We start from the raw sequence: 14944 nt of genomic DNA, 5'->3' as shown, positions 1-14944 counted from the left end.
GTGGGCTCCGGGGCTCTTTTTTGGAGGGGGCGAGCAATGAGATTCAGTATAGCCAGCGCAGCACCGACCTCTGCGGCAATGCCATGAAACCCTTTCGCCCCGGTATCGCGCCGACGCTGGTGGTGCTTGTGCTGCTGCCATTGTTGGTGTCCCTCGGATTTTGGCAGCTGTCGCGCGGCCATGAAAAACAGGCGTTGCTGGAAACCTACGCCGAGCGTCGCGCCGCCGAGCTCATGAGCAGTACGCAACTGCAGGCCACCGAAGACCCGGCCTTCCGCCGCGTGCACTTGCGCGGGCAGTTCGACGCCGAGCACAGCGTATTGCTGGACAACCGCTTTCGGGACGGCAAGGTCGGTGTCGAGTTGCTGCAACCGTTCCATGATCAGGCCAGCGGCCAGTGGCTGCTGCTCAACCGCGGCTGGCTGCCCTGGCCGGACCGGCGCACGCCGCCCGTGTTCACTACCCCCGAACAACCGCTGAATGTCGACGCCTGGGTCTATGTGGCCCCGGGCGAGACCTTCCAGCTGCACGCCGATCCGGCGGGCGCAAAGTGGCCGCGATTGCTGACTGCACTGCATCCCGAAGCGTTATGGACCGAGTTGGACCGCAGCGGATTCGCCTATGAACTGCGGGCTGAAGCGGGCCCGGCCACCTACGAAACCAACTGGCCTGTGGTCGCCATGGGCCCGGAAAAACACCTGGGCTATGCCGTGCAGTGGTTCGCCATGGCGGTGGCGCTGTTCGGTCTTTACCTCTACCTCGGATGGCACAACACAAAAAAGGAGAAGCGCCATGGGAGCGGCCATGAATCCACTCAACATGTCTGACGCGCCGGCAGCGCCCAACCGGCGCAAGGGGCGCTGGCAACTGATCCTGATCCTGCTGATGGTGGTCGGCCCAATGGTGCTCGCCACCTTTATGTACAAGTTGCAGTTCTGGGTGCCGGACAGTCGCAGCTACCACGGCGAGATGATCGGCAATGGCCAGACCCGTGCCGACATTGGCGTACAGGCCGACGAAGACCGCTGGCAACTGCTGGTCACCGCGCCCACTGCCTGCGCAGCTGACTGCCAGCAACTGGTGTACCTGGCGCGCCAGCTGCAAATCGGCCTGGGCCGTGATGCTTCCCGCGCCAGCCACGCCCTGGCCAGCGCGCAGCCGGTGAGTACCGCCTACGACGCCAAGCTCAAGGCCGAATACCCGCAACTGCAGCGCTACTCCCTGGACCTCTCGACCTTCAACAAAGACGCCGCCGCTCAAGGCAGCGGCGATGCCCAGCTGTGGATCGTCGACCCCCACGGCAACCTGGTGCTGCGCTACGACGCCCGGGTCAAGGGCAGGGACCTGCTCAACGACCTGCGCCTGCTGCTGAAACTGTCGAACATCGGATAAGGACACCGTCATGGCCAAACCTGGATTTCGCCTCGCGTTGTTTGCCACCCTGCTGGCGCTGATCGTAGTGCTGCTGGGTGCCTATACCCGCCTGACCCACGCGGGCCTCGGTTGCCCGGATTGGCCGGGGTGCTACGGCTTTATCAGCGTGCCGAAGAGCGAAGCCCAGTTGGCCCATGCCGAACTGCATTACCCGGACGCGCCGGTAGAGGCGGACAAGGGCTGGAACGAGATGACCCACCGCTATTTCGCCGGCACCCTCGGGTTGCTGATCGTCCTGCTGGCAGCGCGCGCCTGGACCCATCGGCATCATCCGGGGCAGCCGTTGAAGCTGCCGTTGTTCCTGCTGGCGGTGGTGTTTGCCCAGGCGGCGTTCGGGATGTGGACGGTGACGCTGAAGCTCTGGCCGCAGGTGGTCACCGGGCATTTATTGGGCGGGTTTGCGACGTTGAGCCTGCTGTTCTTGCTGACACTGCGCCTGTCCGGCGTTTTGCCGGCGCTGATCGTGCCCAGGCGTTTGCAGTACTGGGCCACGGCCGGGCTGGTGCTGGTGATCGGCCAGATTGCCCTGGGTGGATGGGTCAGCTCCAACTATGCGGCGGTGGCCTGTATCGACCTGCCGACCTGTCACGGCCAATGGTGGCCGGCGGCAGATTTCGCCAATGGTTTCCACTTGACCCAGCATATCGGCCCTAATTACCTCGGCGGGCAACTGGACAGTGACGCGCGTACGGCAATTCACCTGACCCACCGGATTGGCGCGCTGCTGGTCACCGTCGTGCTGCTGGGCTTGGCCTGGCAGCTCAAGGTGGTCGGTATGACCCGCCTGGCTGGCCTGTTGCTGATCGCCCTGGCGGCGCAAATATGCCTGGGGCTGAGCAACGTGTATTTCCACCTGCCGCTGCCGGTGGCGGTCGCCCATAACGCCGGCGGTGCGGCGTTGCTGCTGTCGCTGGTGCTGGTCAATTACCACGCCCGTACCAGCCTGGTCCGGGTGCGGCATCAGTTGCCGTTCGGCTGGCGCTTCAGCCCGCGTAAACACGTGTCGGGCCTCATAACAATAAAAGGAGAGATGCCATGGCGACCTTGATCGGCGAGCGTCACAGCCAGGCGATCTGGCGTGATTACCTGGAGCTGACCAAGCCAAAAGTGGTGGTGCTGATGCTTATCACCTCGCTGGTGGGCATGTTCCTCGCCACCCGCGCCGGGGTGCCGTGGCCGGTGCTGATTTTCGGCAATCTGGGAATCGCCCTGTGTGCCGGTGGTGCGGCGGCGGTAAACCATGTGGTGGACCGGCGCATCGATGCGCTGATGGCGCGCACCCACAAACGCCCGCTGGCGGAAGGGCGCGTATCGCCTGTAGCGGCCCTTGTTTTCGCGCTGGTGCTGGCGGTGGCCGGGCTGGCGCTGCTGCTGGCGTTTACCAACCCACTGGCCGCGTGGCTGACCCTGGCTTCGCTGTTGGGCTACGCCGTGATCTACACCGGCTTCCTCAAGCGTGCCACGCCGCAGAACATCGTCATCGGTGGCCTTGCCGGCGCCGCGCCGCCGTTGCTGGGTTGGGTCGCCGTTACTGGCCACGTCAGTGCCGAGCCGTTGCTGCTGGTGCTGATCATCTTCGCCTGGACGCCTCCGCACTTCTGGGCCCTGGCGATTCACCGCAAGGAGGAATACGCCAAGGCCGACATCCCGATGCTGCCCGTGACTCACGGCGAGCACTACACCAAGGTGCATATCCTGCTCTACACCTTCGCCCTGCTGGCGGTCAGCCTGATGCCCTATGTCATCCACATGAGCGGCGTGCTGTACCTGGTGTGTGCGCTGGTTCTGGGCGGGCGCTTTCTGCAATGGGCCTGGGTGCTGTACCGTGGCAGTCGGCCGCACGCGGCGATCAACACCTTCAAGTACTCTATTGGGTACCTGTTCATGCTGTTTATCGCCCTGCTCGTAGACCATTACCTATTGTTGAACCTATGACTCGAACTCAAAAAACTGTCTTCATTCTGGTGGCCATCGTCGCGTTGATCATGGGCCTGACCGTCAACAAAGTACTGAGTGGCAAAGGCCAGGGCGACCCAACGGCCTTGATCGACGCGGGCATCATCCTGTTGCCGCAAAGCCGCCAGCTGCCGCCCGTGACCATGACCAACCAGGACGGCCAGCCGGTGGTGGTCAATGAGCTGAAGGGCAAATGGAGCGTGTTGTTCTTCGGCTACACCTTCTGCCCGGACATCTGCCCGACCACCCTCGCCCAACTGCGCCAGATCAAGAGTGAGCTGCCGAAAGACGTTGTGGACAAGTTGCAGGTGATCCTGGTCAGCGTCGACCCCAACCGCGACACCCCGGCGCAGCTTAAACAGTACCTGGGTTACTTCGATCCGCAGTTCGAAGGCCTGACCGGCGCGAATGTGGAGGATGTGCAGAAGGTTTCGAACGCGGTGAGCATTCCATTTATTCCAGCGGACACCAGCAAGCCCAACTACACCGTCGACCACAGCGGCAACCTGGCGCTGATCGGGCCGGATGGGACGCAACGCGGGTTTATCCGGGCGCCGTTGAATAACCAGAAGCTGGTGGCGCAGTTCCCGGGGTTGTTGCAGCGTAAATAAGCCTCCGACAATTCCCTGGGCGACACAAAATCAAATGTGGGAGCTGGCTTGCTGTGGTGAGGGGGCTTGTCCCCCGTCGGGTTCACCACAGATTGATGGGGCTGCTTCGCAGCCCAGCGCGGGGCAAGCCCGCTCACCACAGCAAGCCCGCACCCACATTGGTTGTGTGGACGGCATTGAAGCTATGTCGTCGGATATTTCCCGCAACGTGTAGCGGTCGGCGCGAACTTGTTTGGCATGCGTCGACTGACTAGTCTGTGCCCTGTCGCTGCAAATTCAGTGACAGGGTGTGGAAGCCCTTATATCGTTAGGCGCACAAAGCGCCACCTAGAGTCAGGCGCTTTTTATCGTCTGTGTTTTATGGTGGTTGTGCGCGGGGCGCTTTCGAGCGCGCCGGGTGCCTAACGTCCCGGTCTTCCACACCTGCGTACAGCCGCCACCCATTACGTGGAAGTAGTGCTTGGCGGCCCCTCAATACGTTAGGAGCCAAGCCATGACAATGCTTACCCCAGACCCACCCTGCACCCCCGAAGTCTTCACCCGCCATCACCAGCAACTGCACGCCATCCTCATCGATGCCCAAGCCTGGTTCAGCGCCCGCGACATTGGCCACCTGATGGGCCTGCATCTCAACGAAGCTTTACTGCGCAAACTCGATCCTGACCAACAGCAAACATTAACTGCGATCACCCACGGTCACGCTGTGCCGACGTTGATGCTCAGCGAGTCAGGTGTGTACGCGATGTTGATCTATCACTACTGCCCGGAAAACCGCGCCCTGCGCCAATGGCTGACTCACGAAGTGGTGCCGGCCCTGCGCGGCAAACAGCAGGCAAGCGAAAGCCCGGCCCTGAGTTGGTTGGCCTGGTCGACGGTGAGTTTGAGTGTGCTGCGGTGGCGCAATGAGCCGTGGATCCGGCTGCGGGATATGCCCAAGGTGTTGCCGGGCATGTAGCGCTTAAAAGTGTGGGAGCTGGCTTGCCTGCGATACAGGCGGCGCGGTGTTACTGATACACCGCAGCGATGCCATCGCAGGCAAGCCAGCTCCCACATTTGATCTCCAGTGTTTGGGAGATCGGGTTTCAGCTCTGGATCAGAACGCCGGCAGGATCGCGCCTTTGTACTTCTCGAGAATGAACGCTTTCACTTCCGGGGTGTGCAGGGCTGCAACCAGCTTCTTCACTGCATCCGAGTCCTTGTTGTCTTCGCGGGTCACCAGGATGTTCACGTAAGGCGAGTCATTGCCTTCGATCACCAGGGCGTCCTTGGACGGATCCAGCTTGGCTTCCAGCGCGTAGTTGGTGTTGATCAGCGCCAGGTCGACCTGGGTCAGCACGCGCGGCAGGGTGGCGGCTTCCAGTTCGCGGAATTTCAGGCTTTTCGGGTTACCGGTGATGTCCTTGATGGTCGAGAGGATGTTGGTCGGGTCCTTCAGGGTGATCAGGTTGTGCTTGGCCAGCAGCAACAGCGCACGGCCACCGTTGGTGGCGTCGTTCGGAATCACGACGTTGGCGCCGCTTGGCAGTTCTTCCAGCTTTTTGTACTTGCTGGAGTAAGCGCCCAGAGGCTCGAGGTGCACAGCGCCAACGCTCACCAGGTGAGTGCCCTTGGCTTTGTTGAATTCATCCAGGTACGGCTGGTGCTGGAAGAAGTTGGCGTCCAGGCGCTTTTCGGCCACCTGTACGTTTGGCTGAACATAGTCGGTGAAGACTTTCACTTGCAGGTCCACGCCTTCTTTGGCCAGGGCCGGCTTCACGAATTCGAGGATTTCAGCGTGAGGCACCGGGGACGCAGCCACGGTCAGGGTTTCGGCGGCGTGGACGGAAAACGCGGCAACGGCGGCGAAAGCAACCAGTAGTTTTTTCATTCAACAAGCTCCTTGTTCGGGTATTGGCCGGCTTCGCGCCGGCAATAGCCGTTATTTTCGAGAAAAGTGCACCACCAGCTTGTCGCCGACGGTTTGCAGAATTTGCACCAGGATCAACAGCAGCACCACGGTGACCACCATCACGTCGGTCTGGAAGCGTTGATAACCGAAACGGATCGCCAGGTCACCCAGGCCGCCGGCACCGACCACACCGGCCATGGCCGTGTAGGACACCAGTGTAATCGCCGTCACCGTAATCGCTGCGAAGATGCCGGGGCGGGCTTCGGGCAACAAGGCGTTGGTGATGATCTGCCGGGTCGTGGCGCCCATGGCCTGGGTCGCTTCGATAATCCCGCGGTCCACTTCACGCAGCGCGGTTTCCACCAGGCGCGCAAAAAACGGCGTGGCGCCTACCACCAGCGGCGGAATGGCACCGGCCACCCCCAGCGAGGTGCCGGTGATCAGCACCGTGAACGGAATCATCACGATCAACAGAATGATGAACGGCAGCGAACGCAGGATGTTCACGATCAGCGACAGCAAGGCGTACAGGTTCTTCTGTTCAAACAACTGGCGCGGGCTGCACAGGAACAACAACACGCCCAGCGGCAAGCCCAGCAGCACGGTGAACAGCAGCGAGCCGAACAGCATGGTCATGGTGTCGCCGGTGGCCAGCAGGATTTCCGACCAGTCGATGTTCGAGAAAAAGCTCAACAGGATTTCCATTAGCGCAGCACCTCCATATGGACGTCTGCCGCGGTGAAGGCGGCGAACGCGGCCTCCATGTCACCACCGGTGACGGCCAGGGTCAGTTGCCCGTAGGGAATGTCTTTGATGCGGTCGATACGACCGGCGAGGATGCTGTAGTCCACACCCGTGTCGCGGGCGACGGTACCCAGCAGCGGCGCGTAGGTCGCTTCGCCCTGGAACGTCAGGCGCACGATGCGGCCCGGGACGTGGGCGAAGTCATCGCGCTGTTCGCCTTCATCAACCTGCTCGGACTCTTGCACAAAGCGCTTGGTGGTCGGGTGCTTGGGGTGCAGGAACACGTCGGCGACGGTGCCTTGCTCGACGATCACACCGGCGTCCATCACGGCCACGTGGTCGCAGACCCGGCGGATCACGTCCATTTCATGGGTGATCAGCACGATGGTCAGCTTCAACTCGCGGTTGATCTCGGCCAGCAGTTGCAGAACCGAGGCCGTGGTTTGCGGGTCGAGGGCGCTGGTGGCTTCGTCGCACAGCAGGATCTTTGGCTTGGTAGCCAGGGCGCGGGCGATGCCGACGCGCTGCTTCTGGCCGCCGGACAACTGCGCCGGGTATTTCCTGGCGTGGTCAGACAGGCCGACCCGGGCCAGCAGTTCGGCTACCCGCAGGTCGATTTCCTTGCGGGAAAGTTCGCCGGCGAGGGTCAGCGGCAGTGCCACGTTGTCAGCGACGGTCTTGGACGCCAGCAGGTTGAAGTGCTGGAAGATCATCCCGACCTGTTGCCGGAAACGGCGCAGGCCGTTGGCATCCAGGGCGGTGACTTCTTCGTCATCGACCTTGATCTGGCCGCCGCTGGGCTGCTCCAGGCGGTTGATCAGACGCAGCAGGGTACTTTTTCCCGCACCGGAATGGCCGATCAGACCAAACACCTGGCCATTTTCGACGCGCAGGTTGGTGGGATGCAGCGCGGGGATATCCTTACCGGCGACCCGGTAGGTTTTATGGACGTTATGAAACTCGATCACGTAGCGAACCTTGTGGGGCGCATTAAAAAGGGATCAGCGGTTAGCCGGGCGCGCATTTTAGCCTGTCCGTATAGTGTTTCTTAGCATTTATTTCTCATCTGACCAGCGATTTGGCAATAACGCGATCAAAGGTCATAAAAAAGGAACGGTCCAAAACCGTGTCAGTCACTACTTAAGCAACTCGAAATTCCCGGGTGCCGTGCCTGGGGTTTTGCTCAAGAAGAGCCGGGGATCGCTCTGGCCTACGCAAACGAGGAGTTTTTGTCTGATGAGCACTAAAAAGCCAGTCACCCCGCCCAAGAGCGAACTTGCGGGTACCGACACGCTGGACCGTGGCAACACCAACGCCAAGCTGCAAAGCCTGGAAACATTCCGCTCCGACGCGACCGGCCAGGCGCTGCGCACCAACCAGGGCGTGAAGGTTTCCGATAACCAGAACAGCTTGAAGGTCGGCTCCCGTGGCCCCTCGCTGCTGGAAGACTTCATCATGCGTGAGAAAATCACGCACTTTGACCATGAGCGCATCCCGGAGCGCATCGTCCATGCCCGCGGTACTGGCGCCCATGGTTATTTCCAGACCTATGAAAACCATTCGGCGCTGACCAAGGCCGGCTTCCTGCGTAACCCTGAGCATAAAACCCCGGTATTTGCGCGGTTCTCCACGGTGCAGGGCCCTCGCGGTTCCGGCGATACCGTGCGTGACGTGCGTGGTTTTGCCGTGAAGTTCTTCACCGACGAAGGCAACTTCGACCTGGTGGGCAACAACATGCCGGTATTTTTCATTCAGGACGCGATCAAGTTTCCTGACTTCGTGCATGCGGTAAAACCTGAGCCCCATAACGAGATTCCTACCGGCGGCTCGGCTCACGATACGTTCTGGGATTTTGTCTCGCTGCAGCCAGAGTCGGCGCATATGGTGATTTGGGCCATGTCTGACCGCGCAATTCCAAAAAGCCTGCGGACCATGCAGGGTTTTGGTGTGCACACGTTCCGCCTGGTGAATGCCGAGGGCAAATCCAACTTCGTCAAATTTCACTGGCGGCCTACCGTCGGCACCTGTTCCCTGGTGTGGGACGAGGCGCAGAAGCTTGCGGGTAAAGACACCGACTTCCACCGTCGCGATCTGTGGGAATCCATCGAAGGCGGCGATTACCCGGAATGGGAATTGGGCGTGCAGATCATCGCCGAGGAAGACGAGCACAAGTTCGACTTCGACATCCTCGACCCGACCAAGCTGATCCCCGAAGAGCTGGTACCGATTACGCCGCTGGGCAAGATGGTGCTCAACCGCAACCCGGACAACTACTTCGCCGAGACCGAGCAAGTGGCGTTCTGCCCGGGGCATATCGTACCGGGCATCGATTTCTCCAATGACCCGCTGCTGCAAGGTCGGCTGTTTTCCTACACCGACACGCAGATCAGCCGACTGGGCGGGCCGAACTTTCACGAGCTGCCGATCAACCGTCCGGTAGCGCCGTTCCACAACGGCCAGCGGGATGCCATGCACCGCACCACCATCGACAAGGGCCGCGCGGCATACGAGCCGAATTCGATTGACGGTGGCTGGCCGAAAGAGACCCCACCTGCGGCGCAGGACGGTGGGTTTGAGACCTATCCAGAGCGTATCGATGCCCACAAGATCCGTGAGCGCAGCGAGTCGTTCGGCGATCACTTCTCCCAGGCGCGGCTGTTTTTCCGCAGCATGAGCAAGCACGAGCAGGAGCACATCATCGCGGCCTACAGCTTCGAGCTGGGCAAGGTGGAGCGTGAGTTTATCCGCGCTCGCCAAGTGAATGAGATCCTCGCCAACATCGACCTGGAGCTGGCCAAGCGCGTGGCGCAGAACCTGGGCTTGCCGGCGCCGAAGAAAGGCACCGTGCCGGAGCGCAAGACGTCTCCGGAACGTTCGCCAGCCTTGAGTCAGGCCAACTTGCTGTCGGGTGATATCAAGACTCGGAAAGTAGCGATTCTGGCGGCGAACGGTGTTGATGGTGCTGCAATTGATGCGTTGAAAAAGGCCCTTGAGGCTGCGGGAGCACATGCGAAGCTGCTGGGGCCTACGTCGGCACCGGTGACCACGGCGGATGGCAAGAGCCTGCCGGTGGATGCGTCCATGGAAGGCTTGCCGTCGGTGGCGTTCGACGCGGTGTTTGTGCCGGGCGGCGCCAAGTCGGTGCAGGCGTTGAGCGGTGATGGTGTGGCGTTGCATTACCTGCTTGAAGCGTACAAGCACCTGAAGGCGATCGCCTTGGCCGGTGAGGCGAAGCAGTTGCTGGATGTGCTCAAGCTTGAGGCGGATGCGGGGTTGATCGTGGGCGGTGATGGGAAGGCGTTGAAGGCGTTTTTTGCCGCGATTGCCCAGCATCGGGTCTGGGAGCGGGAGCCTAAGGCCAAAGCTGTTCCGGCTTAAGCTATTGGTTGTTTGTTAGACCGCTATCGCAGGCAAGCCAGCTCCCACATTTTGAATTGTGAATACATTCAAGTGTGGGAGCTGGCTTGCCGGCGATGCTTTATTCAGCCTTGCGCGGAATCAGCACAACCTGCGCCGGGACCTTCTTCAGAATCTGCCGGTGAATCTTCAGGTCATACCCCGAATCGATGCGTTTTACCCGTTTGGTCAGCAACGTGGCCAGCCATGGGTAATCTTCCGTGCGCGGCGCCTGGATGCTCACATCACACTGGTAATTCACCACATCGGTGGCGATCTCATCCAGTTGGTGGCGCAGCGCTTCAATATCGGTGAGGTTCAGCGCAACGGTTGTGCTTTCAGCTGCGGGGTCGATGACCCTGGCGGGCGGCTTGGCTTCGGCGGCTTTCAGGGCGGCCTCGGCTTTATCCAGCTCGGCTTTGCGGGCGTGGGCGATTGCACTGTTGACGCCACCGGTCAGCGCTGGCGCCTTGGGCATCAGTGCCCGTGCACGGCTCAGGGCCGTGGCGGCAGCGTTGACGTCACCTTTTTGCAGCACGATCTGGCTGCGCTGCAGGTAGGCTTCGGCCAGTTGGCGCTGATAAGGCTCCAGCGCGGGGTCGTTGGGCGACTGGGCCTGCAACGCGGCCAGTTCGTCTTCGGCGGTGGCCAGTTCACTGCTGGCGAGGTTTTGCTCCAGCTGTGCGATCGCCGCAGCGCGCGCGTCCGGGGCCTCAGGGGCGGCGGGCGGGGTGCTTTGGCAGGCGCCCAGCAGCAAGGAAAATGCGGCAAGGAGCAGATAACGGGAGTTGAACAACTTCATTCCTGCGACTCTCTAATTGCGCAAAAAGCGAGCAAGTCTACACCCCACGACGGGGCAGGACAAAACTCAGCAGAAACAGGGCGGCCGCCGTGACCACAATCGACGGCCCGGCCGGGGTGTCCTTGAACCAGGACAGCGCCAGGCCACCACCCACCGCAAGCATCCCCAACAGGCTGGCGCCGACCGCCATTTGCTCCGGTGATCGGGCGTGGCGCTGGGCCGCAGCGGCCGGGATGATCAGCAGCGATGTGATCAACAATACGCCGACAATCTTCATCGCGACAGCAATCACCACGGCGATCAGCAACATCAGGGTCATGCGCAACGCGGCCACGGGCAAACCTTCGACGGTGGCCAGTTCTTCGTGGACGGTGATTGCCAGCAGCGGGCGCCACAGCGTTACCAGCAACACCAGCACCGCCGCGCTGCCGCCGAGGATCCAGGCCAGGTCGGTGGGGCTGATCGCCAGCAGGTCGCCGAACAGATAGGCCATCAGGTCGATGCGCACTTCGTGCATGAAGCTCAGCACCACCAGGCCCAGCGACAGCGTGCTCGGCGCCAGGATGCCGAGCAACGTATCGGAGGCCAGCGGCTGGCGCTGTTGCAGGGTCACCAGCAGCACCGCCAGCAGCAGGCAGCCGACGGTCACGGCGATGGTCGGGCTGACGTCCAGCAGAAAGCCCATGGCCACGCCCAGCAGCGCGGCGTGGGACAAGGTGTCGCCAAAATAGGCCATGCGCCGCCAGACCACGAACGAGCCCAGCGGGCCCGCCACCAGCGCCAGAGCCAAGCCTGCCAGCAGGGCGTAGAGCAGAAAATCAGCCATGCTTGCAGCTATCTCCATGAACGTGGGTGTGAGGTGTGGCGGGGTCGTCGACGACGGCGCCATGCAAGTCATGGGCGTGGTCGTGATGGTGGTGATAAATCGCCAGGCTCTGGGCGTTCTTGCCGAACAGCTCGACGAAGGCCGGGTCGCCGCTGACCTGTTCCGGGTGGCCGGAACAGCACACGTGGCGATTGAGGCACACCACCTGGTCGGTGGTGCTCATCACCAGGTGCAAGTCGTGGGAAACCATCAGCACGCCGCAGCCGTGGCGGTCGCGCAGACGGGTGATCAGGCTGTACAGCTCGGCTTGTCCTGCTACGTCGACGCCTTGCACGGGTTCATCCAGCACCAGCAGTTCCGGCTCGCGCAACAAGGCGCGGGCCAGCAGCACGCGCTGCATTTCGCCGCCGGAGATGCTTTGCACCGGGCTGTCGATCACCTGTTCGGCGCCGACTTCCTTCAGGGCCGACTGTGCGCGGGCACGGTCCACGCCGGGCACCAGGCGCAGGAAGCGCAACACCGAGAGGGGCAAGGTCGGGTCCACATGCAGCTTCTGCGGCATGTAGCCGACCCGCAGCTTCGGCTTGCGCCACACGCTGCCGCTGTCGGGCTTGAGCAGGCCGAGTACGGCGCGCACCAGCGTGGTCTTGCCAGCGCCGTTGGGGCCGATCAGCGTGACGATCTGCCCCGGCTCGACGCTCAGGGCGATGTTGTCCAGCACGTTTTGCCCGGCGAACGTGACCCCGACCTGCTCCAGGCGGATTAACGCAGTGCTCATCAAGCCCCCTGGCAGCCCGAGCACACACCGACGACTTCGACGGTTTGCCCTTCGACCTTGAAGCCGACGTCGCCGGCGCTCTTGATGATGCTGTCGCTGATGCTTTTTTGCTCAAGCTCGATGGCGGCGTGGCATTCGCGGCAAATCAGGAACTGGCCCTGGTGCGCGTGTTCCGGGTGGTTGCAGCCGACAAAGGCGTTGAGCGAGGAGATGCGGTGCACCAGGCCGTTGTCCAGCAGGAAGTCCAGCGCGCGGTACACCGTGGGTGGGGCGGCGCGGCGGCCATCTTGCTCGCTGAGCACGCCGAGGATGTCGTAGGCACCCAGCGGCTTGTGGCTTTGCCACACCAGCTCCAGCACCCGGCGACGCAGGGCGGTCAGGCGCAGGCCTTGGCGCGCACACAAGGCGTCGGCCTCTGACAGTGCGCTGTGCACGCAGTGAGAGTGGTCATGGGGACGGCTGGCAAGCGGTGTTTTAGGCATGAGCGGCGACAGATATTTGTGAGAGACGTTATTATGTTACCTGTTCCTGCCTCCTTGAGTGGTCATCGTGTCCAGACTTTTTCCCGTTTTTGTCGTATTTGTCACCAGTTTGTTCCTTGCCGGTGCCGCTCAGGCGGAGGTTCGGGTGCTGACCAGCATCAAACCGTTACAGCTGATTGCCGCCGCCGTGCAGGACGGCGTGGCGATTCCCGAGGTATTGCTGCCGCCGGGCGCGTCGCCGCATAACTATGCGCTGCGGCCTTCCGACGTACGGCGCGTGCAGTCGGTGGACCTGCTGTATTGGATTGGCCCGGACATGGAGAGCTTTCTGCCACGAGTGTTGAAAGGCCGCAGCTTGCCGACAGTGGCGGTGCAGGACCTTCCGGGGATGAAACTGCGCCGGTTCGCCGAAGATAGCCACTCCCACGCCGAAGAGGCTGACGAACACGATCACGATCATCGCCCTGGCAGCCTGGATGCGCATTTGTGGTTGTCGACGGTCAACGCCCGGGTGATCGCCAACCGCATGGCGGCAGACCTTAGCACTGCCGACCCGGCGAATGCCGAGCGTTATCAAAGCAACGTGAAGGCGTTTGATGGCCGTATGGACGCGCTGGATGCGCGTTTGAAGGCGCGCATGGCGGATGTCGCCGGCAAGCCGTACTTCGTGTTCCATGAGGCGTTCGATTACTTCGAAGATGCCTACGGCCTCAAGCATACGGGCGTATTCAGCGTGGCCGCAGAAGTACAGCCGGGCGCCCAGCATGTGGCGGCGATGCGCACGCGTTTGCAGGAAGTGGGCAAGACCTGCGTGTTCAGCGAGCCACCGCTGCGCCCGCGTCTGGCGGAAACGCTGGTAGCCGGTCTGCCGGTGAAGCTGGCTGAACTGGATGCGTTGGGCGGCTATACGCCGGCCACGGCTCAGGGTTATGAGCAGGTGCTGGAGAAGCTGGGGAATGACCTGGCAGGGTGCCTGGAGTCTTTATAAGCCACAACGAAGATCAAATGTGGGAGCAGGCAAGCCAGCTCCCACACTGACCGTGTGCTACAACGCGAACGGCAGCGGAGTCTTGACCTGCTGGCGTTGCGCCAGGCGCACTTGAAACTCTCGCGGGTCGTGAATCAGCACGTCCTGCCCGGCAAACGATTCCGCGGCAATCAGGCGTGACAGCCAGAACCGCACGCACGCCACGCGCAACATGGCCGGCCACAGCTCCGCTTCCTTGGCGGTAAACGGTCGCAAGCCCGCATACGCTCCCAGCAATGCCCGCGCCCGCTGGCCATCGATCACGCCGTCGGCGTCCGAGCACCAGTCATTCAGGGCAATCGCCACGTCGTACAGCATCGGCCCCGAGCAGGCGTTGTAGAAGTCGATCAGCCCGGTCAGGTGCGTGCCTTCGAACATCGCGTTGTCGCGAAACAGGTCGGCGTGGATATTCGCCCGGGGCAGTGCGAGGATCTCTGCCTTATGCGCCTCGATCTCGGTCAGCGCGGCTTGCAGCAGGGCTTGTTGTTCCGCGTCGAGGTGCGAAATCAGTTGCGCGCCTTCGCTGAGCATCCAGTCCAGCCCGCGATCGGTCTTGCGTTCCAGTACCTTCTCGCCTTGGGTGGCCAGGTGCAGGTGGCCGAGCAATTCGCCCACTTGCACGCAATGCTGGGCGTTGGCGCCCTTGATGTGCTTGCCCGCCAGGCGCGGTTGCAGGAGCGCCGGTTTGCCGGCCAACTCGCGCAAGGCCACGCCATCGGTGGTGCGCAGGGCGTAAGGCACCGGCAGGTCGGCGTCGTGGAGTACGTCCAGCAGCTCAATGAAGAACGGCATTTCCTGCACGGGGCCGCGTTCAACCAGGGTCAGGACGAATTCGCCCTGTTCCAGGCTGATGAAGAAATTGGTGTTTTCACTACCAGCGGCAATCCCCTGGAAATCAAGCAGGCGGCCGAGCCCATAAGGGGCAAGAAAGGTTTCCAGCTCGGGCCGAGCCAGGGGGGTGAACACAGACATGGTTAAAACTGCCGTTACGGGCGCTGCG

16 protein-coding genes are annotated in these 14944 nt (G+C 62.0%); 8 read left to right on the top strand and 8 right to left on the bottom strand.

Translation table 11 applies throughout. The features are described from left to right. Positions 1-83: 83 nt before the first annotated feature. From HKK54_RS10185 to HKK54_RS10160, 6 genes are all read left to right on the top strand, one after another. Positions 84-827, top strand: a complete 744-nt coding sequence (locus HKK54_RS10185; protein WP_169386725.1) for an SURF1 family protein — start codon at positions 84-86, stop codon at positions 825-827. Then, positions 793-1392: a hypothetical protein gene (locus HKK54_RS10180; RefSeq protein WP_169386724.1), complete on the top strand. Its 600-nt coding sequence runs from the start codon at positions 793-795 to the stop codon at positions 1390-1392. The genes HKK54_RS10185 and HKK54_RS10180 overlap by 35 nt, the downstream gene beginning before the upstream one ends. 10 nt (positions 1393-1402) lie before the next feature. Continuing rightward, complete coding sequence (locus HKK54_RS10175; protein ID WP_010168615.1) at positions 1403-2482, top strand: COX15/CtaA family protein; 1080 nt, start codon at positions 1403-1405, stop codon at positions 2480-2482. Further along, positions 2470-3369 carry a heme o synthase gene (cyoE, locus tag HKK54_RS10170; RefSeq protein ID WP_169386723.1) on the top strand — a complete coding sequence of 300 codons (900 nt, stop codon included), beginning with the start codon at positions 2470-2472 and terminating at the stop codon, positions 3367-3369. The genes HKK54_RS10175 and cyoE overlap by 13 nt, the downstream gene beginning before the upstream one ends. Next, the gene (locus HKK54_RS10165; RefSeq protein ID WP_010168617.1) at positions 3366-4001 is read left to right on the top strand and encodes an SCO family protein; all 636 of its coding nucleotides are present in this window, start codon (positions 3366-3368) and stop codon (positions 3999-4001) included. Before cyoE ends, HKK54_RS10165 begins: the two co-directional genes overlap by 4 nt. 493 nt (positions 4002-4494) lie before the next feature. After that, on the top strand, positions 4495-4956 hold the full coding sequence (locus HKK54_RS10160; RefSeq protein WP_169386722.1) for a BRO-N domain-containing protein: 462 nt from the start codon (positions 4495-4497) through the stop codon (positions 4954-4956). Positions 4957-5094: 138 nt separating this feature from the next. Here the strand turns inward: HKK54_RS10160 and HKK54_RS10155 are convergent, their stop codons facing one another. From HKK54_RS10155 to HKK54_RS10145, 3 genes are read right to left on the bottom strand one after another with little or no spacing between them, the layout of a single operon-like run. Next, a complete protein-coding gene (locus tag HKK54_RS10155) occupies positions 5095-5868 on the bottom strand; it encodes a MetQ/NlpA family ABC transporter substrate-binding protein (RefSeq protein WP_169386721.1) in 774 nt (257 codons plus the stop codon). A gap of 51 nt (positions 5869-5919) precedes the next feature. After that, positions 5920-6594: a methionine ABC transporter permease gene (locus tag HKK54_RS10150; RefSeq protein ID WP_010168623.1), complete on the bottom strand. Its 675-nt coding sequence runs from the start codon at positions 6592-6594 to the stop codon at positions 5920-5922. Next, positions 6594-7601 (bottom strand): methionine ABC transporter ATP-binding protein, encoded by a 1008-nt coding sequence (locus HKK54_RS10145; protein ID WP_010168624.1) that lies wholly within the window; start codon positions 7599-7601, stop codon positions 6594-6596. Before HKK54_RS10145 ends, HKK54_RS10150 begins: the two co-directional genes overlap by 1 nt. A 268-nt stretch (positions 7602-7869) precedes the next feature. Here HKK54_RS10145 and katE point away from each other — a divergent pair, with 268 nt between their 5' ends. Next, positions 7870-10011, top strand: coding sequence for a catalase HPII (gene katE, locus HKK54_RS10140; RefSeq protein WP_010168627.1), 2142 nt, complete (start codon positions 7870-7872; stop codon positions 10009-10011). Between the two features lie 100 nt (positions 10012-10111). On the opposite strand, the gene HKK54_RS10135 is transcribed toward katE, so the two are convergent. From HKK54_RS10135 to HKK54_RS10120, 4 genes are read right to left on the bottom strand one after another with little or no spacing between them, the layout of a single operon-like run. After that, positions 10112-10831 carry a PA5502 family lipoprotein gene (locus HKK54_RS10135; protein WP_169386720.1) on the bottom strand — a complete coding sequence of 240 codons (720 nt, stop codon included), beginning with the start codon at positions 10829-10831 and terminating at the stop codon, positions 10112-10114. A gap of 37 nt (positions 10832-10868) precedes the next feature. Next, positions 10869-11657, bottom strand: coding sequence for a zinc ABC transporter permease subunit ZnuB (znuB, locus tag HKK54_RS10130; RefSeq protein ID WP_169386719.1), 789 nt, complete (start codon positions 11655-11657; stop codon positions 10869-10871). Next, positions 11650-12435 carry a zinc ABC transporter ATP-binding protein ZnuC gene (znuC, locus tag HKK54_RS10125; RefSeq protein ID WP_010168633.1) on the bottom strand — a complete coding sequence of 262 codons (786 nt, stop codon included), beginning with the start codon at positions 12433-12435 and terminating at the stop codon, positions 11650-11652. The genes znuB and znuC overlap by 8 nt, the downstream gene beginning before the upstream one ends. Then, positions 12435-12917: a Fur family transcriptional regulator gene (locus tag HKK54_RS10120; protein WP_003214819.1), complete on the bottom strand. Its 483-nt coding sequence runs from the start codon at positions 12915-12917 to the stop codon at positions 12435-12437. The genes znuC and HKK54_RS10120 overlap by 1 nt, the downstream gene beginning before the upstream one ends. Before the next feature lie 58 nt (positions 12918-12975). Here HKK54_RS10120 and HKK54_RS10115 point away from each other — a divergent pair, with 58 nt between their 5' ends. Further along, positions 12976-13905 (top strand): zinc ABC transporter substrate-binding protein, encoded by a 930-nt coding sequence (locus HKK54_RS10115; RefSeq protein ID WP_169386718.1) that lies wholly within the window; start codon positions 12976-12978, stop codon positions 13903-13905. A gap of 57 nt (positions 13906-13962) precedes the next feature. Here the strand turns inward: HKK54_RS10115 and HKK54_RS10110 are convergent, their stop codons facing one another. After that, positions 13963-14916 (bottom strand): homoserine kinase, encoded by a 954-nt coding sequence (locus HKK54_RS10110; protein ID WP_169386717.1) that lies wholly within the window; start codon positions 14914-14916, stop codon positions 13963-13965. Positions 14917-14944: the final 28 nt, after the last annotated feature.

This window comes from Pseudomonas sp. ADAK13 (assembly GCF_012935715.1).
Taxonomy (GTDB): domain Bacteria; phylum Pseudomonadota; class Gammaproteobacteria; order Pseudomonadales; family Pseudomonadaceae; genus Aquipseudomonas.
This window is presented reverse-complemented; position numbering and strand designations above follow the sequence as displayed.